Source organism: Alkalibacterium putridalgicola (genome assembly GCF_040959045.1).
GTDB lineage: Bacteria > Bacillota > Bacilli > Lactobacillales > Carnobacteriaceae_A > Alkalibacterium > Alkalibacterium putridalgicola.
Map to the genome: position 1 here is coordinate 1 of NZ_CP162615.1, position 24,987 is coordinate 24,987.

Annotated in this window: 22 protein-coding genes; 17 read left to right on the forward strand and 5 right to left on the reverse strand. The window is 43.9% G+C overall.

The window, feature by feature from the left end; all coding sequences use genetic code 11:
* Nucleotides 1-86 precede the first annotated feature (86 nt).
* Entirely contained in the window at nucleotides 87-227 is a 141-nt protein-coding gene (gene rpmH, locus AB4027_RS00005) for a 50S ribosomal protein L34 (protein ID WP_091487056.1), read from the reverse strand.
* Between the two features lie 540 nt (nucleotides 228-767).
* On the opposite strand from rpmH, the gene dnaA reads away from it, so the two are divergent.
* From dnaA to AB4027_RS00085, 16 genes are all read left to right on the forward strand, one after another.
* On the forward strand, nucleotides 768-2,102 hold the full coding sequence (gene dnaA, locus AB4027_RS00010; RefSeq protein WP_368645501.1) for a chromosomal replication initiator protein DnaA: 1,335 nt from the start codon (nucleotides 768-770) through the stop codon (nucleotides 2,100-2,102).
* Between the two features lie 187 nt (nucleotides 2,103-2,289).
* Nucleotides 2,290-3,429, forward strand: coding sequence for a DNA polymerase III subunit beta (gene dnaN, locus AB4027_RS00015; RefSeq protein ID WP_368645502.1), 1,140 nt, complete (start codon nucleotides 2,290-2,292; stop codon nucleotides 3,427-3,429).
* A 711-nt stretch (nucleotides 3,430-4,140) separates the two neighbouring features.
* Nucleotides 4,141-4,371 (forward strand): S4 domain-containing protein YaaA, encoded by a 231-nt coding sequence (gene yaaA, locus AB4027_RS00020; RefSeq protein ID WP_091487060.1) that lies wholly within the window; start codon nucleotides 4,141-4,143, stop codon nucleotides 4,369-4,371.
* Nucleotides 4,372-4,373: 2 nt separating this feature from the next.
* Entirely contained in the window at nucleotides 4,374-5,495 is a 1,122-nt protein-coding gene (recF, locus tag AB4027_RS00025) for a DNA replication/repair protein RecF (protein WP_368645503.1), read from the forward strand.
* Between the two features lies 1 nt (nucleotide 5,496).
* Nucleotides 5,497-7,443: a DNA topoisomerase (ATP-hydrolyzing) subunit B gene (gene gyrB / locus AB4027_RS00030; protein ID WP_368645504.1), complete on the forward strand. Its 1,947-nt coding sequence runs from the start codon at nucleotides 5,497-5,499 to the stop codon at nucleotides 7,441-7,443.
* 99 nt (nucleotides 7,444-7,542) lie between these two features.
* Entirely contained in the window at nucleotides 7,543-10,086 is a 2,544-nt protein-coding gene (gene gyrA / locus AB4027_RS00035; RefSeq protein WP_368646433.1) for a DNA gyrase subunit A, read from the forward strand.
* Nucleotides 10,087-10,285: 199 nt separating this feature from the next.
* Nucleotides 10,286-10,585: a 30S ribosomal protein S6 gene (gene rpsF, locus AB4027_RS00040; protein ID WP_091487067.1), complete on the forward strand. Its 300-nt coding sequence runs from the start codon at nucleotides 10,286-10,288 to the stop codon at nucleotides 10,583-10,585.
* A gap of 55 nt (nucleotides 10,586-10,640) precedes the next feature.
* The gene (ssb, locus tag AB4027_RS00045) at nucleotides 10,641-11,168 is read left to right on the forward strand and encodes a single-stranded DNA-binding protein (RefSeq protein ID WP_091487069.1); all 528 of its coding nucleotides are present in this window, start codon (nucleotides 10,641-10,643) and stop codon (nucleotides 11,166-11,168) included.
* Nucleotides 11,169-11,194: 26 nt separating this feature from the next.
* Nucleotides 11,195-11,428: a 30S ribosomal protein S18 gene (gene rpsR, locus AB4027_RS00050; protein ID WP_091487071.1), complete on the forward strand. Its 234-nt coding sequence runs from the start codon at nucleotides 11,195-11,197 to the stop codon at nucleotides 11,426-11,428.
* Nucleotides 11,429-11,864: 436 nt separating this feature from the next.
* Nucleotides 11,865-13,253 (forward strand): group II intron reverse transcriptase/maturase, encoded by a 1,389-nt coding sequence (ltrA, locus tag AB4027_RS00055; protein WP_368645238.1) that lies wholly within the window; start codon nucleotides 11,865-11,867, stop codon nucleotides 13,251-13,253.
* Between the two features lie 189 nt (nucleotides 13,254-13,442).
* The gene (locus AB4027_RS00060) at nucleotides 13,443-15,440 is read left to right on the forward strand and encodes a DHH family phosphoesterase (protein WP_368645505.1); all 1,998 of its coding nucleotides are present in this window, start codon (nucleotides 13,443-13,445) and stop codon (nucleotides 15,438-15,440) included.
* A gap of 22 nt (nucleotides 15,441-15,462) precedes the next feature.
* The gene (gene rplI, locus AB4027_RS00065; RefSeq protein ID WP_091487072.1) at nucleotides 15,463-15,915 is read left to right on the forward strand and encodes a 50S ribosomal protein L9; all 453 of its coding nucleotides are present in this window, start codon (nucleotides 15,463-15,465) and stop codon (nucleotides 15,913-15,915) included.
* Nucleotides 15,916-16,107: 192 nt separating this feature from the next.
* A complete protein-coding gene (gene dnaB / locus AB4027_RS00070; RefSeq protein ID WP_091487074.1) occupies nucleotides 16,108-17,475 on the forward strand; it encodes a replicative DNA helicase in 1,368 nt (455 codons plus the stop codon).
* A gap of 144 nt (nucleotides 17,476-17,619) precedes the next feature.
* Nucleotides 17,620-18,090, forward strand: coding sequence for a PTS sugar transporter subunit IIA (locus AB4027_RS00075; RefSeq protein ID WP_091487076.1), 471 nt, complete (start codon nucleotides 17,620-17,622; stop codon nucleotides 18,088-18,090).
* 15 nt (nucleotides 18,091-18,105) lie between these two features.
* Nucleotides 18,106-18,420 (forward strand): PTS fructose transporter subunit IIB, encoded by a 315-nt coding sequence (locus AB4027_RS00080; RefSeq protein ID WP_368645506.1) that lies wholly within the window; start codon nucleotides 18,106-18,108, stop codon nucleotides 18,418-18,420.
* A gap of 10 nt (nucleotides 18,421-18,430) precedes the next feature.
* Nucleotides 18,431-19,495, forward strand: a complete 1,065-nt coding sequence (locus AB4027_RS00085) for a PTS fructose transporter subunit IIC (RefSeq protein ID WP_091487079.1) — start codon at nucleotides 18,431-18,433, stop codon at nucleotides 19,493-19,495.
* A 134-nt stretch (nucleotides 19,496-19,629) separates the two neighbouring features.
* Here AB4027_RS00085 and AB4027_RS00090 read toward each other — a convergent pair whose 3' ends face one another.
* Nucleotides 19,630-20,298, reverse strand: coding sequence for a TrkA family potassium uptake protein (locus tag AB4027_RS00090; RefSeq protein ID WP_368645507.1), 669 nt, complete (start codon nucleotides 20,296-20,298; stop codon nucleotides 19,630-19,632).
* A 12-nt stretch (nucleotides 20,299-20,310) separates the two neighbouring features.
* Nucleotides 20,311-21,699 carry a TrkH family potassium uptake protein gene (locus AB4027_RS00095; protein ID WP_368645508.1) on the reverse strand — a complete coding sequence of 463 codons (1,389 nt, stop codon included), beginning with the start codon at nucleotides 21,697-21,699 and terminating at the stop codon, nucleotides 20,311-20,313.
* A gap of 227 nt (nucleotides 21,700-21,926) precedes the next feature.
* On the opposite strand from AB4027_RS00095, the gene AB4027_RS00100 reads away from it, so the two are divergent.
* Complete coding sequence (locus AB4027_RS00100; protein WP_368645509.1) at nucleotides 21,927-23,381, forward strand: alpha-amylase; 1,455 nt, start codon at nucleotides 21,927-21,929, stop codon at nucleotides 23,379-23,381.
* 450 nt (nucleotides 23,382-23,831) lie between these two features.
* Here the strand turns inward: AB4027_RS00100 and AB4027_RS00105 are convergent, their stop codons facing one another.
* Nucleotides 23,832-24,374 carry a YtxH domain-containing protein gene (locus AB4027_RS00105; protein WP_368645510.1) on the reverse strand — a complete coding sequence of 181 codons (543 nt, stop codon included), beginning with the start codon at nucleotides 24,372-24,374 and terminating at the stop codon, nucleotides 23,832-23,834.
* A gap of 30 nt (nucleotides 24,375-24,404) precedes the next feature.
* On the reverse strand, nucleotides 24,405-24,866 hold the full coding sequence (locus AB4027_RS00110; RefSeq protein ID WP_368645511.1) for a DUF948 domain-containing protein: 462 nt from the start codon (nucleotides 24,864-24,866) through the stop codon (nucleotides 24,405-24,407).
* Nucleotides 24,867-24,987 lie beyond the last annotated feature (121 nt).

Here is a 24,987-nt window from a genome sequence, read left to right on the forward strand (position 1 = left end):
CTAAGTATTTTCAAAAATTTGAATAAAAAAAAGGCAACGTGCTCTCACCAAATATTCCAGCAAGAAGCTTCCGTCGCCTAGCGTCATTAAGCAGAAATTCTTTTTCTTCCTTTACGACGTCTGTTTTTCAATACTCTACGTCCGTTTTTAGTACTCATACGTTTTCTGAATCCGTGTACTCTTTGACGTTTACGTTTTTTTGGTTGATATGTTAATCCTTGTGCCATTGGCAAACACCTCCTGAATCTTTCCTTATGTCTTCTGTACTTATAATAAGCAATATCAGACTATCACTTTTCACTATATAGACAGACTATGTTATTTTAGAAAACATTTCACAGTTTGTCAAGCTTATTTTACCATCAATCCGTTCAGATTACATCTTTATTTTCAAATGTGAACGAAAAGTTATGCCGAAAAGATATCCACATGTGAAGAATAACTCCCTTACCTCTTTTTCTTATCCACCTTCCCATTCACAGACTATCCACAGTTTCACATCCTGTTAATGGAAACCGTACACAGGTTCTCTAACGCTGTGCATAACTTTCAAAAAACCTTTCATAGCAACGGTTATAACCGATATAGTTATCCACAATTCTTGTTTAAAACCTATTGTTTATAAAGTTATTAACATTTAGATTTTGCCTGTGGATATCTTTTTTTACACCCTGTGGAATTTTTATTAACAATTTTACGCAATTGTGGAAAACTGAATCAAGACGTGATAAAATAGAAAAAGTAACTTTACGGCGAGGAGGAAAATTATGGACGACATACATACAGTATGGACTTATCTACAAGATAAATTTAAAGAAACACTCTCAAAAGTTAGTTATGATACCTGGATTCAAAGTGCTAACCTCGTCAGACTCTCTGATAATTCGATCACGATCGAAGTGCCTTCTACTCTGCATAAGGAATACTGGAAAAATAATCTCTCTACTAAAGTTGTGGAATACCTGTATGAATTTTTAGGACGAGAAGTTTCTCCTTTATTTGTCACAGCAGACGAACAGGCCACGTTTGAAGAACAAGACACGAATGATATGGTCGATCAGTTCACATCTCAAAACAAATCGAGTACCTTAAACAGCAAGTATACCTTTGACACCTTTGTTATCGGTAAAGGCAACCAGATGGCGCATGCCGCTGCACTGGTCGTAGCTGAAGAACCGGGAACGATCTACAACCCCCTCTTCTTCTATGGCGGCGTCGGTTTAGGCAAGACCCACTTGATGCATGCGATCGGACATCAGTATCTTCAGATCAATCCGAATGCCCGCATCAAATATGTATCCAGTGAAAATTTTGCCAATGACTTCATCAATTCGATTCAAAACCGGACGCAGGAAAAATTCAGACAGAATTACCGTAATGTGGATCTGCTGCTGGTCGATGATATTCAGTTTTTCGCGGATAAAGAAGGAACGCAGGAGGAATTCTTCCATACGTTCAATGCTTTATATGATGACCGGAAACAGATCGTCCTGACAAGTGACCGTCTGCCGAATGAGATCCCTAAACTTCAGGAACGTCTCGTTTCACGTTTTGCATGGGGACTCTCCGTCGACATCACGCCTCCCGATCTCGAAACACGTATCGCGATTCTGCGTAAAAAAGCCAATGCGGAAGGCCTGGAAATACCGAACGACACCTTGAGCTACATTGCCGGACAGATCGATTCCAACATCAGAGAACTGGAAGGTGCCCTGGTCCGCGTTCAGGCTTATTCAGCGATCCAGCGCAGCGACATCACCACAAGTCTCGCGGCCGATGCTCTGAAAAGCATGATCAAGCAGGATGCCAAGCAGAACGTGTCCATTGCTTCTATACAACAGAAAGTCAGCAAGTACTATCAGATCTCTTTAGCTGATCTAAAAGGGAAAAAACGCGTCCGACAAATCGTGCTTCCCCGTCAGATCGCCATGTACCTGTCAAGAGAACTGACCAGTACGTCCCTGCCGAAGATCGGAAAAGAATTCGGCGGCAAGGATCACACGACCGTTATTCATGCCCATGAGAAAATCAAGAAAGTCTTGAATGAAGAAGAAAACGGTGAAATGCGGGATCAGATCGAAGAAATCAAGAAAAGTCTGTAAAAGGCACTGTGGATAAACATTCAAGTTAAACACATTGTTATGCACAACTTATCCACAAGTGGAAAACCTTGACTGCTATATGCTTTTTGCGTTTTCCACAGTATACACAGGCCCTACTACTATTACTAAGTCTTTATATTAATATATAATATGAATTAGGGTACTATTTTATCAATGGAGGATGACTATGAAATTCACTGTCAATCGAGCAACGTTCTTAAAGAAATTAAAAGATGTCCAGTTAGCTGTTTCATCTCGCGCAACCATTCCGATATTAACAGGGATCAAACTGATCGCTGATTCTGAAGGGATAAAAATGACAGGAAGCAATTCAGATATCTCAATTGAAACGCTTCTGAGTGTGACTGATGAAAAAGCAGGCCTCACTATTGAAGAAACCGGCCAGATTGTTTTACAACCTGCCCGCTTCTTCAGTGATATCGTCAATAAACTGCCGGACGAAACCTTTACAGTAGAAGTGAAAGACGGTGTACAGACCTCTATCACCTCTGCTTCTTCTGCTTTTGTCATCAATGGACTGGATGCGGTCAATTATCCACATCTCCCTGAAATAGACACAGAGCAGTCCTTTACGCTGCCTGTCAATCTGCTTAAAAAGATCATCAAACAGACCGTCATTGCCGTGTCGACGCATGAAAGCCGTCCGATCCTAACGGGGATCCACTTCACGATCAGTGACGGCAAACTGAAAGCTGTCGCCACAGACAGTCACCGCTTGAGTCAGCGTGTGATCCCGATCGAAGGAACAGAAAATCTGTCGCATGATCTGGTGATCCCAGGTAAAAGTCTGCAGGAGCTGACTCGCCTGCTCGATGATAGTCTAGATGAGATCGAAGTTGCAGTTGCTGAAAACCAGATCTTATTCAAGACGGAAGACACCTACTTCTACTCACGTCTTTTAGAAGGGAATTATCCGGACACGAACAGACTGATCCCCGACAACTCGTCTACTCAGCTGACTTTAGACGCTAATGTGCTTTTAGGGGCTGTGGAACGTGCCAGCCTGCTTTCCCATGAAGGTAAAAACAATGTCGTCAAGCTGACGGTCAAAGACAACAGCGTTGAGATCACCGGTAACTCCCCTGAAGTCGGACGCGTGAACGAACAAGTGTCCTTCAATGACTTGAACGGGGAAAATATGGAAATCTCCTTCAACCCGGATTATCTGAAAGCCGCCCTGACCACCTTTGGTCCTGTTGAAATCACGGTCAAACTGATTTCGACTCTGCGTCCTTTCGTGCTGGTCCCAAGTGAAGACAATGACGAATTCATTCAACTGATCACACCGATCAGAACCGCTTCCTAAAGTACGAATATGAAAAAAGACCCTTTCGAGGGTCTTTTTTTGTCCGGTCAGGAATTTTCATACTCTTCGGTCAGTCACTATGGCTTCTCCCCTCCTGTTCGGTCGATACAGTCAGAAAGAACATTGGAAACGACCGAACTGATAGATGTTCGGTCGTTTCACTATCCCATCAATGACGAACAAGCCGAACTTGACAGTAGTTCGGCTTGTTCAACGTCAAAAACTCACTGTATCGACCGAAGATCGTCTTCTTCGACGTATACAGCTGCCACAGCCCTTCCAACGAACCGAACTTGGGCAAACTTCGGTTCATTGGAAGGATAGTCAGTATTCAATCAACCGAACCTCTTAAACTTCGGCTGATTCGCAGCAGCGATCCTCTTCAATAAGCCGAACCCCTCAAAAAACACGGAAAAATGAGAAAAAACGCTGATTTTATAGAATTTAACAGCTCACTCCTCCACCTTCTGACCCGGAATCGAGTTGATTTTTGTAAATTCTGATCAAAAATTTCTGAATCATGTGAAATTTTCCTTTCTGAGCTCGTTTCAGGACATAAAGTACTTTTTATCGATTATCCGCTAAAATCGATTAGAATGCATATATTCCTATATAGATTTGTTTTAAACGGTCATTTAAGGTATAATATGAAGAGAAACTAGTGAACGTGGATAGCTATCCACGTCTTTACTTTTTAAGGAGTCGAAAACGATGTCTGAAATCATTCAAATCGATGATTCAGTGATCACACTGGGTCAGTTTTTAAAACACGCAAACATCATATCCAGCGGCGGGATGGCAAAGCCGTTTCTGCTCGAATACCCGATTTGGGTAAACGGTGAACCTGAAAACCGTCGAGGCAAGAAGCTTCGCCACGGTGATACGATAAAAATCGAGGAATTCGGGACGTACACGATAGAATCCACTGCCGACGGGGAATAGGGATGTTTTTAAAAGAACTTTCTTTAAGAGGCTACAGGAATTACGAGACAGCGGAAGCAAAATTCTCAGAAAAAATAAATGTCTTTCTAGGAGAAAATGCGCAGGGGAAGACGAACATGATGGAAAGCATTTACGTTTTAGCCATGGCGCGCAGTCACCGCACGGCCAATGATAAAGAACTCATCGGCTGGGATCAGGACTTTGCCAAAGTCACCGGTAAGGTGGAAACGGATAAAACGACCTATCCGCTTGAGATCGTGTTGTCTAAAAAAGGGAAGAAAGCCCGGCTTAATCACCTGGAACAGAAGAAACTGAGTGCGTATATCGGTCATTTGAACGTGATCCTGTTTGCACCGGAGGATCTGGCTCTGGTCAAAGGTTCTCCTTCGGTGAGACGGAAGTTCCTGGACATGGAAATGGGACAGATGAGTGCCATTTATCTGTACCATCTTGTCGAATACCAGAAGATCCTCAAACAGCGCAATGCTTACTTAAAACAGAATCGTCGAAATGGAAAGATAGATCAAACGTATTTATCTATCTTGAACGAACAATTAGCGGCAGAAGGTGCTGAGGTGCTTGCTGAACGCTTTTCTTTTGTCAAGCGACTGGAAAAATGGGCCCAGCCCATCCATGCCGATATCAGTCAGGAGAAAGAGGAACTCACGCTTGAGTATGCCTCGTCGGTCTCTTTGCACTCAGAAAAAGATAAAGAACAGGTCATGAAAGATCTACTGGAACAGTATAAAAAGAATGAACGACGGGAAATGGACCAGGGGACGACACTCTCGGGTCCGCATCGCGACGATGTCCGGTTTTATGTGAATGAAAAAAACGTTCAGACCTATGGTTCCCAGGGACAGCAGCGGACAACGGCACTGAGCGTGAAGCTCGCTGAGATCGAATTGATGAAAGAGATGACGGGGGAGTATCCCGTTCTACTGCTGGATGATGTGCTGAGCGAACTGGATGACGACCGCCAGACGCATCTTTTAAAGTCCATTCAGGATAAAGTACAGACCTTTTTAACCACAACGAGTTTAGACGGAGTAAAGAAAGAATTGCTCCATGATCCGCGTATTTTTACCGTGCATAACGGACAGATTGAAATGGAGAGTGAATAAAGTGGCTGAAGATAAATTAACGCCGAAAGAAATCGAAGAACTAAGAGAAGAGTATAATGCCAGTCAGATCCAGGTGCTTGAAGGTCTGGAAGCCGTCAGAAAGCGTCCGGGAATGTACATTGGATCGACGGGTCCTGAAGGGCTGCACCACCTTGTATGGGAAATCGTGGATAACTCGATCGATGAAGCGATGGCCGGTCATGCTGAGAACATCGATATCGTCATCAAAAAGGATGATATCATCGAAGTCAGTGATGATGGCCGTGGGATCCCGATCGATATACAGGAAAAAACAGGCCGTCCGGCAGTCGAGACCGTCTTTACGATCCTGCATGCCGGAGGAAAATTCGGTGGAGGCGGCTATAAAGTGTCCGGCGGTCTTCACGGCGTGGGTTCATCTGTCGTTAATGCCTTGTCAGAATTTCTTGAAGTGGATGTCCATAAAAACGGCAGGGTCCACAACATGGCCTTCGAACGCGGCGATGTTGTAAAGGAACTGCATGAGACCGGGGATACAGACAAATCTGGAACCGTGGTCCGTTTTAAAGCAGACGCAGAAATCTTCCAGGAAACAACGACCTATGACTTCAACAAACTGGCCACACGTGTACGTGAACTAGCCTTCCTTAACCGCGGCTTAGCTATTTCGATCGAAGATCAGCGCCATGATGAACCGGTTCGTCTGGAATATCAGTATGACGGCGGGATCAAGAGTTATGTTGAATACTTGAATCAGAGCAAGACCGTGTTATACGATGAACCGATTTTCCTGGAAGGTGAACAGGACGGGATCGCCGTTGAGGTGGCTTTACAGCATACGGATGGCTACCACACGAACATTATGAGTTTTGCGAATAATATCCATACCTATGAAGGTGGGATGCATGAGTCCGGCTTTAAAACGGCACTCACGCGTATCATCAACGATTATGCCAAACGAAATAAATATTTGAAAGAAAACGAGGACAATTTAAGCGGTGAAGATGCCAGAGAAGGGCTGACGATCGTTTTAAGCATCAAGCATCCGGATCCACAGTTTGAAGGACAGACGAAGACAAAACTGGGTAACTCAGAAGTAAGGACCATTACCGACCGTCTTTTCAGTGAGCACTTCAACCGTTTCCTCGTTGAAAATCCTCAAGTTGGCAAGAAAATCATCGATAAAGCTCTGCTGGCTGCTAAAGCCCGTCTGGCTGCCAAGCGTGCGCGTGAAGTGACACGTAAGAAAAATGGTCTGGAAATCAGCAACTTACCAGGTAAACTGGCAGACTGCTCGTCTAAAGATCCTGAAAAATCAGAAATCTTTATCGTTGAGGGGGACTCCGCGGGCGGCTCAGCCAAACAAGGACGTTCACGCTTGTTCCAGGCTATTTTACCGATCCGAGGGAAGATCCTGAACGTGGAAAAAGCGTCGATCGACCGTATCCTGGCGAATGAAGAGATCCGTTCCTTGTTTACAGCGATGGGGACAGGTTTCGGTGAAGAATTTCAGATCGATAAAGCCCGTTACCATAAACTGATCATCATGACCGATGCCGACGTGGACGGCGCGCATATCAGAACGCTGCTGCTCACACTCTTTTACCGTTACATGCGTCCCGTTGTCGAAGCAGGTTACGTTTATGTAGCGATGCCGCCTCTGTATCAAATAAAACAGGGCAAAAAAGAGGTCTACGTGGATTCTGAAAGAGAATTGGAGGAACACCTTAAATCGATTCCGGCGTCTCCTAAACCCTCTATTCAGCGTTATAAAGGACTAGGTGAGATGGATGCGGAGCAGTTATGGGAAACGACTATGAATCCGGAAAACAGACGTCTGCTTCAAGTCACTGTTGAAGATGCGATCGAAGCGGATCTGGTTTTTGACATGCTGATGGGAGAAAAAGTAGAGCCGCGTCGCGAATTCATCGAAGAAAATGCCCAGTATGTAGAAAATATCGACGTATAATTTATAACTATATTAACTGTTTTTTAAAATATAAAGATAAAAAAGTTATGTAATTGCTTGAGGAGGAAAAATCACTTGACTGAAGAAAGAGAAGCACGCATGGAAAAAATAAACTTATCCAGCGAGATGAGAAAGTCTTTTTTAGACTACGCGATGAGTGTTATTGTCTCTCGTGCTTTACCCGATGTGCGTGACGGGTTGAAACCTGTGCATCGTCGTATATTGTATGGCATGAATGAACTGGGGATGACCCCGGACAAGGCCTTTAAAAAATCTGCCCGTATCGTCGGAGATGTTATGGGTAAGTATCACCCGCACGGTGACTCCGCAATCTATGAATCGATGGTACGTATGTCCCAGGATTTCAGTTTCCGTAACCCTCTGATCGATGGGCACGGAAACTTCGGGTCCATCGATGGAGACAGTGCCGCAGCCATGCGTTATACAGAGGCCAGAATGAGTAAAATGGCTCTGGAAATGCTGCGGGACATCAATAAAGATACCGTTGACTACCATGATAACTATGACGGATCGGAACGTGAACCGAATGTTCTGCCGGCGCGTTTCCCTAATCTGCTCGTTAATGGAGCGTCAGGGATCGCAGTCGGGATGGCAACGAATATCCCGCCGCATAACTTGAGAGAAGTCATCAAAGCCTGTCGTATCGTCATGGAAAACGAAGACGCGACGGTTGCAGACTTGATGGAAGTCCTGCCTGGCCCGGATTTTCCTACGGGAGCCATGGTTTTAGGTAAATCAGGGATAAGAAAAGCGTATGAAACAGGTAGAGGATCTATAAAAGTAAGAGCTAAAGTAAGAATCGAAGTTCAGCCGAACGGTAAAGAACGCATCATCGTGGATGAAATTCCTTACTTAGTCAATAAAGCTAAACTGGTCGAACGTATAGCAGACCTAGCTCGAGACAAACGTATCGAAGGCATCACCGACCTGAATGATGAATCAGACAGAGACGGCATGCGTATCGTTATCGATGTCAGACGTGACGTTTCAGCCAGTATCGTATTAAATAACTTGTATAAGATGACACCGCTGCAGACGTCATTCGGTTTCAACATGCTGGCGATCGTCAACGGTGTTCCGAAAACATTGGGACTTAAAGAGATCCTGGTCGAATATCTGAAACATCAGCGTATCGTCATTCGCCGAAGAACCGAATACGACAAGCGTAAGGCAGAAGCGCGTGCGCACATTCTGGAAGGTCTGCGTATCGCCCTGGATCATATCGATGAGATCATTTCGATCATCAGAGGATCCAACACGGCAGATGTAGCTAAAAATGCCTTGATGGAACGTTTTGGACTCAGTGACCGTCAGTCACAGGCCATCCTTGATATGCGTATGGTCCGACTGACAGGTCTGGAAAGAGAGAAAATCGAAGGCGAGTACCAGGACCTTCTGACACTCATCAATGACTTGGCAGATATCCTGTCGAATCCTCAGCGTGTCCACGAAATCATTGCTGAAGAACTGGAAGAGATCGCCGACAAGCATGGCGATGACCGCCGGACAGAACTTCTGGTAGGGGAATCACTCAGTCTGGAAGATGAAGACCTGATCGAAGAAGAAGAGATCGCAGTCACCCTTTCGCATAACGGCTATATGAAGCGTATGGCGATTTCCGAGTTCAAAGCACAGAACCGTGGGGGCCGTGGCGTTAAAGGCATGACAACGAACACAGACGACTTTGTGGAAACACTGGTCACTTGCTCGACCCATGACCTGCTGCTGTTCTTCACGAACACCGGTAAAGTGTATAAAGCTAAAGGCTACGAGATCCCGGAATACGGCCGAACAGCTAAAGGGATCCCGGCCATCAACTTCCTGGGGATCAATAACGATGAGAGTATCCAGGCGATCATCAATACCAGAGGCGAAACGAAAGAATCCGATCATCTCTTCTTCACGACGCGAATGGGTACCGTGAAGCGTACCGCTTTCTCTGAATTTGAAAATATCCGAACCAGCGGTCTTCGAGCCATCGTGCTTAAAGAAGAGGATGAGCTGATCAACGTGGCTGTCACCCATGGTTCTGACCATATCGTTATCGGGACGCGTCAGGGCTATGCTGTCAGCTTCCATGAAGAAGACGTCAGAAGCATGGGACGTGCCGCAGCGGGGGTCAGAGGTGTCCGTTTAAGAGAAGACGATTATGTCGTTGGCATGGACATTCTAAATCCTGATTCCGAAGTACTGGTGATCACTGAGAATGGTTACGGCAAGCGAACAGACGCTTCAGAGTATGCCATCAGAGGCCGTGGCGGTAAAGGCGTCAAGACCGTTAATATCACAGATAAAAACGGTCCGTTAGTCGGACTGAAAACTGTTCATGGGGAAGAGGACATCATGCTGATTACGACAAGTGGTGTGATCATTCGCTTCCATTCGAAAAACATTTCTCAAACAGGCCGTGCCACACAGGGTGTCCGGTTAATGAGACTGGAAGATGATATCTATGTATCCACCCTTGCGAAAGTCGAACCTGAAGAAGAGGAAGACGACGAAGAGCTGACTGATTCTGAAGAAACAGCAACTGACTCTGTAACTGACGAAGAAATTTCAGAGGAATCAGAACCAGCAGATGTTGTAACAGAAGAGGATACAGACGAAGATTTACAAAGCTAAATCGAATAGTATGTTTATAAATAATGAAGAGGGCGGCCAGTAAAATGAGCGGCTCTCTTTTTTATACAGACTACTTGAAAGAAACCTTGTGTTTCAATCAGGTGTGTGCTATAATATTTCGGTGAGTACTCTGTATAGAATACTCTCCTTGCTCTTTCAAATGAAAGGGCCAAAGTCCATAAGGAGGTGACAGTCAAAGATGAGTCAATCAGCTAAATATGAATTATTATATATCATCCGTCCCGATCTTGATGAAGAAGGTAAAAAAGCTTTAGTAGAGCGCTTTGAAACTATCTTAAAAGATAACGGTGCTGAAGTAACTGAATCAAAAGACTGGGCGAAACGCCGTTTTGCGTATGAAATCAAAGGATACCGCGAAGGAACATATCGCTTAGTAAACCTACAAACTTCAGATGCAGCAGCTATCAATGAATTTGAACGCCTAGCACGTATCAATGACGACATTTTACGTCATATGATCGTTCGTCTAGAAGACTAATGTTTCACGTGAAACACTTTTAATAATTGCCTTTTTAAGAAAGGAGCCACTTTGATTGATTAACAATGTCGTACTAGTTGGAAGATTGACTAGAGATGCTGAACTTCGTTATACGGGTAGCGGGACAGCCGTTGCTTCATTTACCGTAGCTGTGGAACGTCAATTCAAGAACGCACAAGGTGAGAGAGAAACTGACTTTATCAACTGTGTGGCTTGGAGAAAAACAGCTGAGATCATTTCTAACTTTACCCGCAAGGGATCGTTAGTCGGAGTGACTGGTCATATTCAAACGCGAAACTATACCAATAACGAAGGTAGAAAAGTTTATATTACAGAAGTAGTCTGTGAAAACTTCCAGATGCTTGAACCGAAGTCGGTCACTGAAAAACGTGCGCAGAATGATGGGTCAAGTTCTAACTCCGGATTTTCAAATAACAACTACTCCAATAATTCAAATTATTCGCAGAATAACAATCAAGCTCCCAAAAACAACAGTAAAAGCAATTACGCAAATTTCGATGAGGATCCATTTGATTCAAACAATGATTCGATCGATATTTCCGATGACGATTTACCATTTTGATTCAAGAATAAAAGGAGGATTATAACATGGCTGGACGTAGAGGCGGAAGAAAGCGCCGTAAAGTTGACTTCTTTGCAGCTAATCATATTGAATATATTGATTACAAAGATGTCGATTTATTGAAACGTTTCATTTCAGACAGAGGTAAGATTTTACCACGTCGTGTAACTGGAACTTACGCTAAAAACCAACGTAAATTAACGAAAGCAATCAAACGTGCTCGTATCATGGGCTTGTTGCCATTCGTTACTGAAGAATAAACAATTTATAGAAGCTGTGACAGATTAATCTGTTACAGCTTCTTTTGATGTGCGCCCGGCATGGGCGACAACTTGGTGGTGAAAGTCCACTACAGACTTGGCAGTAGGAACTGTTAGCGAAAGACAAGGGTGTCCGCCGTGAGGCGGAATCTGAAGGAAGTCGGACGCAAATGCTTGCACTGACGAACAGAAACTTCATACCAAGGCTTAATAGAACGGATGAGCTTGCATCACAAAGTGAAGTCCGATACTGCCCGAATTCTATTGAGTAAATGAAGCAGTGACGTGAGCAGAAGGTTGTCGTTCTTACCCGGGGAGGTCTCGTCAGCGCTTAGTAGTAACAACGAATGGCGAGAAGTCAGCCGAGGTCATAGTAGGGAAAATGTACCGAAGGACCGAACAATATCAATACTTTGAAGATTGGAGGTTAGGCATTATGACAAACGCAGAAAACGACCCACGGGTTGGCAAACTACAAAGGGATAAGCTGGAAGCGAAAGAGTATGTAGATGTGCGGAGTAATCGCCTAGGTGAATGTAAAGACAAGTATGGTGAGTCTCTCATGAGGCTCGTTGTAAGTGAGAAGAATCTATTTGAAGCGGCTAAAATTGTTAAACGCAATAAAGGAGCTGCTGGAGTAGATGGTATGACAGTTAATGAGATAGAATCACATATCATGGAAATGAGTCCGTATTTAAAAAAGAAACTGTTAGACGGCACCTATAAACCACAACCGGTCAGACGGGTGGAAATTCCCAAAGCGAATGGGGGTATCCGAAAACTGGGCATTCCAGTGGTACGGGACCGAGTGGTCCAGCAAGCCATCAGGCAAGTGATAGAACCTATCATTGATAAACATTTCCTCCCACACAGTCATGGGTTCCGTAAAGGGAAAAGCAATCATACAGCTCTGAAAGAGTGTGTCGACTATTATCAGCAAGGCTACAAAGTGGCCGTCGATTGTGACCTGAAACAGTGCTTTGACACACTCAATCATGATAAGCTGATGTACTATCTCGAACAGTATATACAGGACAAAATGATTCTGAAAATTATCCGTAAGTTCTTACAGAGCGGTGTCATAGATCTGTCTGGCGAATTCGTAGAAAGTAACACAGGCGCACCACAAGGTGGCGTGATTTCGCCCCTACTCAGTAACGTATACTTACATGAACTGGATAAAGAAATGAAGCAGAGAGGACATCGTTTCGTTCGGTTCGCTGATGACTTCGTCATCTTTGTGAAGTCAAAACGAGCCGGTGAACGTGTGCTCCAAAGCATCACTCGCTTCATTGAAAAAGACCTGAAACTAACTGTCAACCAAGAGAAAAGTAAAGTGGGTTCACCAACGCGTTTAAAGTTCTTGGGTTGTCTGATAACCACAGTGAATGGGGTCTGTCGCTACAGACCTTCGAACGAAGCCAAAGCGAAATTCATTCGCACCTTGAAACGCTTGACCAAACGTAAGCGAGCAGGGAAGTTTGATGAGATTGTCAAAGAGATAAACAGCCGAACAAGAGGCTGGATAAATTATTTTGGCACAGGCTTCATCAAAACCTTCGTAACTAAAGTGGAGCAATGGCTCCATCACCGAATCAGGCAGCTAATTTTAAAGAGATGGAAAAATCCACGTACTAAGATTAGCAGATTAATGCGCTTAGGTCTAGATATAGATAGTGCCAAACGCATAGGCTATTCCAGAAAGAAATACTGGAGACTGTCAAAAACACCTGAAGTTCATTGGGTGCTTACAACGAAAAGACTCTACCGGTGGAACGTAGTTTCACTACGAGACCTGGCAGAGTCTGCTTACTTAAGATATTGAACCGCCGTATACGGAACCGTACGTACGGTGGTGTGAGAGGACGATAAATGAATTAATCATTTATCTCCTACTCGATTTTAAATGTTTCACATGAAACATTTAAATACTGACATCTAGTATAGAAGTAACCTTATAAACGTGTTAAAATATAAGGAAATAGTTATAATGACGATGTTAAGAGGAGAAAATATGAATAATAAGTCGCAGGAAGAAAATCTTCCTAAATTACTGAATCACCCGTATTTAAAGCGTATGCTTCTATTTGCGGTAGCTGTTCAGTTCACGATGACGGTTTTGAGTTTTTTTGCATATATCTGGCTCGGGGCATTGATGTTAGTGTTATTCCTGATCACTCTTGTAATCATATGGCGATTCAGCAATGAATACAACGAGGAGCTGAATAACTATATACTTAATTTGTCTTATCGTATTAAACGTGGACAACAGGAAGCTTTGATCAAAATGCCGATGGGAATCATTCTACTCAATGAGGAAAACCAGATCGAATGGATCAATCCTTACATGCAGCTGCAGCTTCCCAGTGACCAGCAGCTGTTAGGTGAACCGATCAGAGAAGTGAACAAAGACTTGTCGGACTATTTTGACAATGATAAAAGAGAAGACTTTAATTTAGTGGAGTGGAACGAGAAGATTTATAAAGTTTCTCTTCAAAAAGACATCAACGCACTGTATCTGCTGGATATCACTGAATACGCGTCGATCACTGAAGAATATGAAAAAACACGTCCCGTAGTTGGCTGGCTGTTTCTAGATAACTACGATGAGATCACTCAAGGTCTTGATGACAGAGGGGTCTCCGGTTTTGACAGCCTGCTGACCACTTATTTTTCCAACTGGGGCAAGCAGCACGGGATATTCTATAAACGGATATCTGATGACCGCTACTTCCTGCTGTTAGACAGAGAAGAACTGGAACGACTGGAAAATGATAAATTCAATATCATCGACAGCATCAGAGACCGGACGTCCAAGCGGAACCTGCCGCTGACGATCAGTATCGGTTTGTCTTATGGTGATGCATCCTTTGACAAACTGGCAGATCTCGCTCAAAACAATCTGGACTTAGCTCTGGGACGCGGGGGAGATCAGGCCATCGTTAAAGCGATCGACGAAGAGCCGCGCTATTACGGCGGAAAGACGAATCCGATGGAAAAACGGACTCGGGTCCGCTCGCGTATGATCAGTCAGGCTATGCAGAAACTGATGAATGACAGCGAAACGATATACGTCATGGGACACAAAAATCCTGACATGGATTCTGTCGGCTCTTCTCTTGGGATCGCACGGATAGCCATGATGCTCAAAAAAGAGGTACATGTCGTCATAGATGAAGACGATGTCAACAAGGATGTAGCCAAACTCCTTCAGGAAATCAAGAAGCATAAACAGGTGAACAGCAATCTCATTTCTTCAGCAGAAGCGGAGCGGATGATCAATGCCAATGATCTGGTCATATTAGTGGATCATCATAAACCTGTGCTTTCTATCGCACCTAACCTGCTGAGAAAAACCAAGCGCAATATGGTGATCGATCATCACCGGCGAGGAGAAGAGTTCACAGAGAATCCTCTGCTGGTTTACATTGAACCCTATGCATCGTCAACAGCTGAACTGATCACTGAACTGTTTGAATATGTATCGACCGATGGTGAACCGATCAATCGTATTGAAGCAACAGCGATGCTGGGCGGGATCGTCGTAGATACGAACAACTTCAGTTTGAGAACGGGATCGCGTACCTTTGATGCAGCCAGTTATCTCCAATCTGTGGGGGCCAATTCCACTATGATCCAGCGACTGCTGAAAGAAGACCCTGAAAGCTATCTAAGGCGCAGCCGGTTGATCGAAACACTTGACTATGTTATCGATGGTGTCGCGATCGCTTATGGGGCAGATGATGAAATCTATCCCTCTGTGACGGCCGCTCAGACAGCTGACACCATGTTAAGCATGTCAGGTGTTGAAGCCGCATTCGTCATTACAAGGCGGTCAGAAGAAACAGTGGGTATAAGCGCACGGAGCTTGGGTAAAATCAACGTTCAGGCCATTATGGAAAAAATGGGCGGCGGAGGTCATTTATCCAATGCCGCAACACAGATCGACGGTCAGAGCATCTCTGAAATAATAGAAGAATTAAAAGAAGTTATACATTCTCAATTAGACTAAAAAAAGAGAGGGAGTTAAAACTATGGAAGTTATTCTATTAAAAGACGTAAAAGGAACAGGGAAAAAAGGAGAAGTCAAAAACGTCTCTGACGGTTATGCCAGAAACTTTTTGATTAAAAAAGGATTTGCTGCAGAAGCCACTTCATCAGCTAAGAAAGAGCTGACGATGAAGAAAAAAGCCCAGAAGAGAGAAGAACAGGAAATTCTGGAAGAAGCTAAAAAGGAAAAAGAGATCCTTGAAGAGAACCCGATCGAAATCTATGAAAAGGCAGCAGAAGACGGGCGTCTGTTCGGGTCTGTCACTACTAAGCAGATCGCAAAAGCGATCGAGAAACAGCTGAGCGTAAAAGTGGATAAAAGAAAGATCAATCAGTCAGTTCCGATGCGTTCTTTAGGCAGCCAGAAAATGGATGTCAAACTGCACAAAGATGTGACAGCAGAAATAACGGTTAGAGTCCTAGCCAAAGACGAATAGACGAACAAATACTACAGAATTACGTGAGCTAGCATGTTTCAGGTATCCATTCCTTAGACCATGCTAGCTTTTGTCTGGATTGTTTCACGTGAAACAATCAACATTAAACGTATGTTCCCTTATATACTTTTATTTTGAGATAGGGTACAATAGAGAAACAGCGAAGGACACGAAAGGAAGTTAGACATCGAGATGGACGTTATAGGTGATCGCTTACCTCCACAGAATATAGAAGCCGAACAATCTGTCTTGGGGTCAATCTTACTTGATCCTGAAGCTATTATTCCGGCTATGGAGTATGTGGAAGCTAATGATTTTTATCGTCGTGCGCATCAGCTTATTTTTCAATCCATGATTGAATTGAACGAAAAGAATGAAGCCATTGACGTCATTACAATTGCAAATAATTTAGAATCGAAGGATCAGCTGGAAGATGTTGGCGGGACCCCTTATCTGGCAGAACTGGCTACGACGGTGCCTACAGCGGCAAACGTCGAGCATTATGCTAAAATCGTGGAAGAACGCGCCATACTGAGGAACCTGATCCAGACAGCCACAGAAATAGCTTCTCAGGGCTATCAGGAAACAGACAATATCCCCAATCTGCTTGATGAAGCAGAAAGAAGGATCCTGGAAGTTTCCGAGAAGAAAAGCAGGAGCGGCTTCGTTGACATAGAAACTGTCTTGAGAAATACGATCAACAACATCGATGATCTCTTTCAGAATGACGATGACATTACCGGTGTTTCGACGGGATATAAAATGCTCGATCAGATGACAGCCGGTCTCCATGAGGACGAACTGATCATCCTGGCCGCTCGTCCGGGTGTGGGTAAAACGGCCTTTGCCTTGAATGTGGCCCAGAATATCGGAACAAAGACGGATGAGAATGTTGCTATATTCAGTCTTGAAATGGGTGCGGAGCAGCTGGTCAACCGTATGCTCTGTGCAGAAGGAACCATCAACGCCACGCATTTGCGTACGGGTCAGCTGACTGAAGAGGAATTCACGAAACTGTTCGTGGCTATGGGCAGTTTGTCTAAAGCGAATATTTATATCGATGATACGCCGGGGATCAGAACGGCCGAGATCCGTGCCAAATGCCGTAAACTCAAGCAGGAGAAAGGGAGTATTGGTCTGATCGTGATCGACTATCTCCAGCTGATCGAAGGAACGGGTCGGGAAAGTCGTCAGCAGGAAGTTTCTGAAATATCCAGACAACTCAAAAAGTTAGCCAAAGAACTGTCTGTCCCTGTTGTTGCGTTGTCTCAGCTCTCGCGTAGTGTGGAGCAGAGACAGGATAAGCGTCCGATCCTCAGTGATTTGAGAGAATCCGGATCGATCGAGCAGGATGCCGATATCGTAGCCTTTTTATATAGAGAAGACTACTACCGCAGTGAAGATGGCGAAGAAGATGAGTCGGCAGATGAGAACGTCGTCGAAGTCATCCTGGAGAAGAACCGTTCAGGCGCACGAGGAACAGTTAAACTACTGTTCATCAAGGAGTACAATAAGTTTTCTTCCTTGTCTTACTATCCTGAAAGTGACATACCGGGTTAAACAGTTAGAGCGATATCTTTTGTATCCGCCTGTAAAAAGGGTGGGACAAAAGATATCGTTTTTTTTGTGCTGGCATATCTTTTCTTCTCCATGCGAATAATTGGTATAATAAGACTACTTTATAAGCAAAAGGAGTGAGGAGTATTGAATGAGTCAGCAGACGGCGGGGTCGATTACTACATTGATCCATCAAAAACCTTTCAGTCAGGGAAGAAAACTGAAATCTTCAAGGAAATACTCGATGATGTAAAAAGTCATTCAGCGTTCGACTTTGAAAGAGAAGAAGTGCTGCAGGAAATCAAAAAACGTGAGGCTCTCAGTACAACAGGATTCGGGAATGGCTTTGCTATCCCTCATGGAAAGTCCAGCCAGATACATACACCGATCGTGGTACTGATGAAAACAGATCAGAAGCTGGAGTGGGAAGCGCTGGACGGCCAACCTGTTTCGATCATCTTTCTGCTCATTGTACCAAAGGAAAAAGGGGAAGCGATCCATTTAAAACTATTGTCCAGACTGTCCTATCATTTAATGGATAAGAAAATTCAGGAAGCATTCAAAAATGCTGAAACGAAAGAGGATTGTGAAGCACTGTTGAATCAGCTCTTAGTATAGGAAGGTGGGAATATAATGAAGATCGTAGCAGTGACAGCCTGTGCCACAGGTGTTGCCCATACATTTATGGCTAAACGTGCCATCGAAGATGCCGCTAAAGAACGCGGACATGAGGTGAAAGTGGAAACGCAGGGAGCCACAGGGATAGAGGACGAGCTGTCCAGGAAAGATCTGCAGGAGGCGGACATTCTTATCATTGCTTCAGACGTGAAATTAGCACGGACTGAGCGCTTTGAAGGAATCAAGAAGGTCAACATACCCGTCGCCGCTGCAATCAAGAATGCGGGGAGTTTAATAAAGAAAATAGAAGAAAAATTAAAGGAAGAGTGAGGGAAAACACATGAAAAAATTTCAGCAAGCACTGATGACGGGCGTCTCTTATATGCTGCCGCTCATTGTCTTTTCAGGTATGACGATCGCTGTAACAGGTATGATTGCTCAATCCGCAAGCAGTGAAATACAGGCTGTGACGCTTTTAAATGGATTCGCCTGGACCATGATGAATATTATACCGGCTATCTTTGCTGCTTATATGGCGTATGCGATCGGAGATAAAGCCGCGCTCATTCCCGGGTTCATCGGCGGGTATATTGCAGCCCATCCGCTTGTTGAAGGCACTTCAGCCAGTGGTTTCTTGGGGGCTATATTAGCAGGATTCCTCGCCGGATACGTTGTACTGGCCTTGAGAAAACTGCCGATGCCAGAGTTTTTACAGTCGATTCATAAGACGCTGTTTATTCCTGTACTGACAGGCTGGCTGTTGTACTTTGTGATGGCCTATCCCGTAGCTATTATCGTTGGGACATTGAATGATGTTATCATAAATAATCTTATTACCTTATCCCAAGCGCCGCAGTATGCATTCCTGCTGGGTGCCATCCTAAGTGCGATGTGTGCTTTTGATATGGGAGGACCACTCAATAAAATCGCCATCACCTTCGTCTTTGCAGTCTGGAATAATCCAAGCGGCATAGGATTCATTGTCAATGCGGCAGTCTTCCCCGGGATCATGGTCCCTGCATTATCAGTCGGTATTGCGGCCCTGCTGGCTAAAGAAAAATACACTGAAGATGAAATCAAAATGGCGCCAGCTTCTATTCTATCCGGTCTGGTCGGTATTACGGAAGCAACCTTGCCCTATGCCTTCCGTGATCCGATCCGTGTCATTGGTTCGAATATGCTGGGAGCAGCAGTAGGCGGTGCGCTGATGATGGGAATGGGTATTTCAACATCCGGTGTGTCAGGCGTGTTCGGCTTACCGATGGCCAGCAATATTGTATTATTCGTGTTAGCTATACTTGTAGGCACTGCGATTTCTGTGGGAGCTCAGATTGCCTGGAAGAAACCGGCCACAGATACGCTGTCTTCTGAAGAAGACGATCTGGAATTTGAAATCACGATGTAAGTAGGTTAAACAAACACAGTAAGCCGGGCAAAAGACTTTTGAAATTTTATAAATTATGTAAATAAAAACACCGTCACATCAAGGAGTGGATTTCCTCGATGTGACGGTGTTTTCTTCTTTATCACGATTTCTATTTACTTCAGCTGATTTGTGTAATCCAGGTGTTCAAATGTTTCCGGCTTGCCGATCGCAACGATGAAACTGCCCGGTTTGATCTTTTCTTCAGGGTGGACATTAATAACTAGTTTCCCATTGGGTTCAGACTTCATGCCGATAACATTGATTTTATACTTTTTACGCAGATCCATTTCTTTCAAGCTGCGTCCGATCCAGCGATCAGGGGCAGTAAATTCGATAATGGAATTTTCTTCATCAAGGGTAATGACATCGAGGATATTATTACGCATGATGTTACGGGCCACTTTATCGCCCATTTCTTTTTCTGGACGAATGATTTCATCCGCGCCCATTTCCTGCATGATTTCCATATGCGTACGGTTCTTAGCTTTGGCCACGATCCGTTTGATACCCAGTTTCTTACAGTTCATGATCGCCAGAACGCTTGATTCCAGGTTTGAGCCTGTACCGATGACAGCCACATCGCAATTCGAGAAACCGATGCTTCTTAAAAGTTCGATATCTGTGAAATTACCCTGAACAGCTTGAATCACAAACTCTTCGACACGATTGACATCGACAAGGTTTTTATCTACAGCGATCACGTCGTAATGCTGCTCTCCCAGTTCTTTAGCAATAGTCGATCCAAATACACCCAACCCTAATACTCCAACTGTTTTAACCAAAATTAACAACTCCTAACCAATTAATATGCTGCCTGTAGCGTACTTGATATCTCGTTTTCTTCTATCTCTATTGCCTAAAGCAGTAAAGATGGTGATCGGTCCGATTCTCCCGATAAACATACAGAACATAATGACAGTCTGACTGTATCTGGAAAGTGTTGCTGTTAAATTGGCCGATAAGCCGACGGTACCAAAAGCCGAGACGGTTTCAAAAAACAGATACTGCAGTGGGATATCTTCATCGAATATCGTCATGAAGGATAAAGCAATAAAGTTAAGTAAAATAAACATGACGACGATGACCAGTGCCCGTTTGACGATATCCATTTCCAGTGTTCTGTTTTTATAGTTGATATGTGTAAATCCTTTTATTTCTGTAACAATGAGCTTGACAACTAATGCAACGGTAGAGGTTTTTGCACCGCCGGCTGTTCCGCCCGGAGACCCACCAATGAACATGAAGACCGTGAATGCCACAAGAGTGAACATGTGGAATTCAGCAAAATTCAAGGTGCTGAAACCAGCTGTCCTCAATGTCACTGCCTGAAAGAAAATAGCCTGTATTTTTGCGGAAAAGCTTAATCCGCCTAAGGATTCGGGATTATTCCATTCTGCTAGAGTAAAAATAATCATAGCAGCAAGGATCAGCATCAAGGACCACTTGATGACTAAACGCGAATGCAGGGTCAAACGACGATAGGTCCCTTTAAAATCCAGCCAGCTTCTTGCTGCTCTGAATTGTTTGAAATGGTTGGCGACATCGAACCAGACGGAGAAGCCGATACCTCCAAGAATAATTAAAACAGGGACAACGATGTTAACGACGGGCATAGCGACGAAGTTTTGGAGACTTATCGTGCCCAGGTTATCAAATCCGGCATTATTGAAGGCAGAAATCGACAGGAATATAGAATTGAAAATGCCTTTGCCCCATCCAAACAAAGGGATGAATTTGAACATGAATATGAGAGCGCCGAGCGCTTCAAAAATCGTCGTGTATTTGACGACGTTAAGTAAGAAATGCCGGAACCCTTTCATATCGTTCCGGTTCAAAGCCTGCTGTAAGGTGATTTCTTCTTTCATACTTACTTGCCGGCCAAACTGCATAATAATAGCTGAAACGATCGTGATCAGACCTAAACCGCCAAGCTTGATCAAGATAAGTGTAACGATCTGACCGAATAAATTATAAGTCTCAGCAACTGGTACGGTAGATAAGCCAGTTACAGCAACCATTGAAATGGCGCCAAAGAGATGATCAAAATAAGTGGCTTGAGACGTTTCTAATTGACTGAATGGCATAGCCAGTATCAGAGAACCCGCAAACATAGCAAAAGCAAAACTGACTATGATCTTAATGGATATGGGCCAACTGGAAAATTGGCGCAGGAATTTTTTCATCAGTAACAATCCTTCCTCATATATACTACCCTTTATTGTAACGAAACAAAACAAGAATAGCTAGATTTTACCGTGCTTTATCCATAAATACAAGCATTCTTTATTCCAATATTATAGACCTGGATCAGAGGGGCTGAAAAGGCGTTAAAGTTGTTAATAACAAGTATTCAAGGTAAAATTATGAGGTGCAGTATTTTATGCTGCAGGTCAATGGAGGGAGAAAGAATATGAACGGAACAATGATGCAGTACTTTGAATGGGACTTGCCAAATGATGGAAAACACTGGCAGCGGTTGAAAGATGATGCAGAACACCTGAAAGAGATAGGGATCACGTCTGTTTGGATTCCTCCGTGCTATAAAGGCGTGGGGCAAGAGGACGTTGGTTATGGTGTTTATGACATGTACGATTTAGGAGAGTTCGACCAGAAAGGCACGGTCCGTACGAAATATGGTACAAAAAAAGAACTGCTTGAAGCAATAGAGGCATTACATAAACAGGGGATTCATGTGTATGCTGATGTCGTACTGAACCATAAAGGCGGCGCAGACGAGACTGAAACATTTGAAGCCACACCGGTAAATGAAGATAATCGTCATGAGGCGATCGGTGAAACGCGTGAAATCGAGGCATGGACGTATTTCAATTTCCCGGGAAGGAATGGAGAGTATTCAGACTTTGAATGGCACTGGTATCATTTTTCGGGCGTTTCTGATGATGAGAAGACCGGTGATCATGGTATTTTCCGTATCGAAGGAGAAGACAAAGGCTGGGCCCCTGACGAGAATGTATCGACGGAGTTCGGCAACTTCGATTACCTGATGTTTGCGGACATCGATTACAGCCATCCGGAAGTGGTTGAAGAAACCAAGAAATGGATCCACTGGTTTATCGAAGAAACGAATATCGACGGCATTCGGCTCGATGCAGTGAAACACATCGACAGTGCCTTCATGAAAGACTTGATTGAAGATGTCAGGGAAACCTACGATGACGATTTCTTTTTTGTAGCTGAATACTGGCATCAGCGCTATAAATTCCTGGAAGATTATCTGGAAGAACATGAGTATGCCCTGTCCATGATGGATGTCCGGTTCCACTATGCACTGCATGAAGCAAGCAAGCAGCATAATGAGTTCGATCTTAGACGTCTGATCGATGGAACGCTTTATAAATCAAACGCTGAACAGGCGGTCACCTTTGTTGAAAACCACGATTCGCAGCCGGGACAGTCTCTGGAATCGTATGTCGAACCCTGGTTCAAACCGCTGGCATATGGCTTTATTCTGTTAAGTTCTTACGGGTATCCGTGTGTGTTCTACAGTGACTACTATGGATACAGCGGCGATATAGAATATGACGGCTGCCGGAAAGAAATCGATATCCTGCTCCATGCACGCGAAGAGTATGCGTATGGCGAGCAGAGCAATTATCTGGATCATGATAATTGTATCGGCTTTACCCGGACAGGGGATGATGAGCATCCGGAAGGGTGTGCGGTCATCATGTCTAACGGTGATGAAGGATTTAAAGAAATGTACGTGGGAGATCTCCATGCGGGGGATGTCTACATCGATTTACTGAAAAATCGGGATGAAGAAATAACGATCGACGATGAAGGGAAAGCAACGTTCCTGGTCAATGCAGAATCCCTTTCTGTATGGGTCAGAAAACCGGAATAAAGGAGAAAAGCGACTCGGATCTTGTGATCCGAGTCGCTTTTTTTCAAAATCAATAGAGTAACAGCAGCAGAGGTGACTGAACGTGTCGCAATATCGCAATTAGAACACCATTCTGGGAAAAAGTTGCTAAAACATGTCACAAAACCGTTATTAGAACACCTTTCTGAGGGGAAATCGCTAAAAACATGTTGCAATATCGCAATTAGAACACCTTTCTGAGAGAAAATCACTAAAAACATGTTGCAATATCGCAATTAGCACACCTTTCTGAGGGAAAATCACTAAAAACATGTCGCAAAACCGTTATTAGAACAAGTTCCTGAGAAGAAATCACCAGAACATGTCTTAATACCGCTAGCCGACGACTTTTCCCGTTACATTATCGAAGGTTTCTTATTTAAACACAGAAAAAAGGCTGGGCTCAATAGAGTCCAGCCTTTTCCTATGGTATTATTCGTTAGGGTTTACCTTCAATGAAGCATCTTCTTTACCTTCAGCTTCAGATTTGTTGATATCAAAATCGTCATCATCTGACAGGTAATTATCGTGGAGGGCTTCATCCACTTTGTCTTTCGGAATAGCCTGATCATGTTCAGGTTCAAGAGGCGTATCTTTGACATCGCCTAATTTATCATCGGTATACATCGTCTGGCCTGCAGAAGCGGCATCGGATGCAGGCGTTGTCGTTCCTTGTCTTTCGGCTTCACTTAAAGCCAGATCTCTTTCGATTTCTTCAATAGTCTGGTTCAATTTCGCCTGTTTGGCATCAAGTTTAGCCTGTTCTGATTCCAGCTCTTTTTCAGCTTCCATGTAAGACGTTTTAAAGTCATCCACGAGTTCGTGAGCTTTTTCTTCTCCAGAGTCTTTTAATTTCAGAGCCTCGTCTTTCAGGTCTTCTCTAAAGGCTTTACCGTTTTTAGGGGCAAACATTAGAGCGGCGAAGGCTGATGCGGCACTCATGAGTACGGCTTTTGTTAAACTTACTTTGGGCATGATTCAGTCATCCTTTCAAGATAATGTGGTTTATAGTGTTTGTGTCGAGTCGTTCTGATGACGCTGTTTCTGTTTTTCGACTGTCCCTTTGAACGCACGTTTGAAGGTCTTGGCTAAACGGGGTCCGTCTGTCTTCAGTTCCGTATAGGTGTTTTGTGCGATACCCTTGGAATAATCAGCGCTGTGTTCTTTCAGGTAAGTCAGCGAGTGAGACAAACTAGACGCAGTATCCGACAGTTCGTTCATTCTTTCCATATTGGTCTGCGCCACCTCTTTGGTGCTGTCAACACGGGTCATGATCAGATCCACTTTCTTCTGCATCACATCCGCTTCGTTAGTAAAATGTTCAACCTGGTCTTGTACGTTGGTTTGTGTCCGTTCAATATTGTTCAGGGTCGGCTTCATTTTCTTCATGGCATAAATACCTATGGCGATGAGGAGAACAAGCGATACACCAACAATAATGAGCGAAATAAGATAACCGGCTTCCATTGTGTGCCTCCTTTACTGATCAGTTTCATTATTTTTACATCTATAGTATTAGAATACCATGAAGTAAATAGAACACCAACTGAAACGCTAGCGAAAAGATATTGCTTGAAAGAGCTTTAAT

Bases quoted from the DNA above. Each gene is read 5' to 3' on its own strand.
- rpmH (WP_091487056.1), bottom strand. From the start codon at position 227: ATGGCACAAGGATTAACATATCAACCAAAAAAACGTAAACGTCAAAGA.
- dnaA (WP_368645501.1), top strand. From the start codon at position 768: ATGGACGACATACATACAGTATGGACTTATCTACAAGATAAATTTAAA.
- dnaN (WP_368645502.1), top strand. From the start codon at position 2,290: ATGAAATTCACTGTCAATCGAGCAACGTTCTTAAAGAAATTAAAAGAT.
- yaaA (WP_091487060.1), top strand. From the start codon at position 4,141: ATGTCTGAAATCATTCAAATCGATGATTCAGTGATCACACTGGGTCAG.
- recF (WP_368645503.1), top strand. From the start codon at position 4,374: ATGTTTTTAAAAGAACTTTCTTTAAGAGGCTACAGGAATTACGAGACA.
- gyrA (WP_368646433.1), top strand. From the start codon at position 7,543: ATGGAAAAAATAAACTTATCCAGCGAGATGAGAAAGTCTTTTTTAGAC.
- rpsF (WP_091487067.1), top strand. From the start codon at position 10,286: ATGAGTCAATCAGCTAAATATGAATTATTATATATCATCCGTCCCGAT.
- rpsR (WP_091487071.1), top strand. From the start codon at position 11,195: ATGGCTGGACGTAGAGGCGGAAGAAAGCGCCGTAAAGTTGACTTCTTT.
- ltrA (WP_368645238.1), top strand. From the start codon at position 11,865: ATGACAAACGCAGAAAACGACCCACGGGTTGGCAAACTACAAAGGGAT.
- AB4027_RS00060 (WP_368645505.1), top strand. From the start codon at position 13,443: ATGAATAATAAGTCGCAGGAAGAAAATCTTCCTAAATTACTGAATCAC.
- rplI (WP_091487072.1), top strand. From the start codon at position 15,463: ATGGAAGTTATTCTATTAAAAGACGTAAAAGGAACAGGGAAAAAAGGA.
- dnaB (WP_091487074.1), top strand. From the start codon at position 16,108: ATGGACGTTATAGGTGATCGCTTACCTCCACAGAATATAGAAGCCGAA.
- AB4027_RS00080 (WP_368645506.1), top strand. From the start codon at position 18,106: ATGAAGATCGTAGCAGTGACAGCCTGTGCCACAGGTGTTGCCCATACA.
- AB4027_RS00085 (WP_091487079.1), top strand. From the start codon at position 18,431: ATGAAAAAATTTCAGCAAGCACTGATGACGGGCGTCTCTTATATGCTG.
- AB4027_RS00095 (WP_368645508.1), bottom strand. From the start codon at position 21,699: ATGAAAAAATTCCTGCGCCAATTTTCCAGTTGGCCCATATCCATTAAG.
- AB4027_RS00100 (WP_368645509.1), top strand. From the start codon at position 21,927: ATGAACGGAACAATGATGCAGTACTTTGAATGGGACTTGCCAAATGAT.
- AB4027_RS00105 (WP_368645510.1), bottom strand. From the start codon at position 24,374: ATGCCCAAAGTAAGTTTAACAAAAGCCGTACTCATGAGTGCCGCATCA.
- AB4027_RS00110 (WP_368645511.1), bottom strand. From the start codon at position 24,866: ATGGAAGCCGGTTATCTTATTTCGCTCATTATTGTTGGTGTATCGCTT.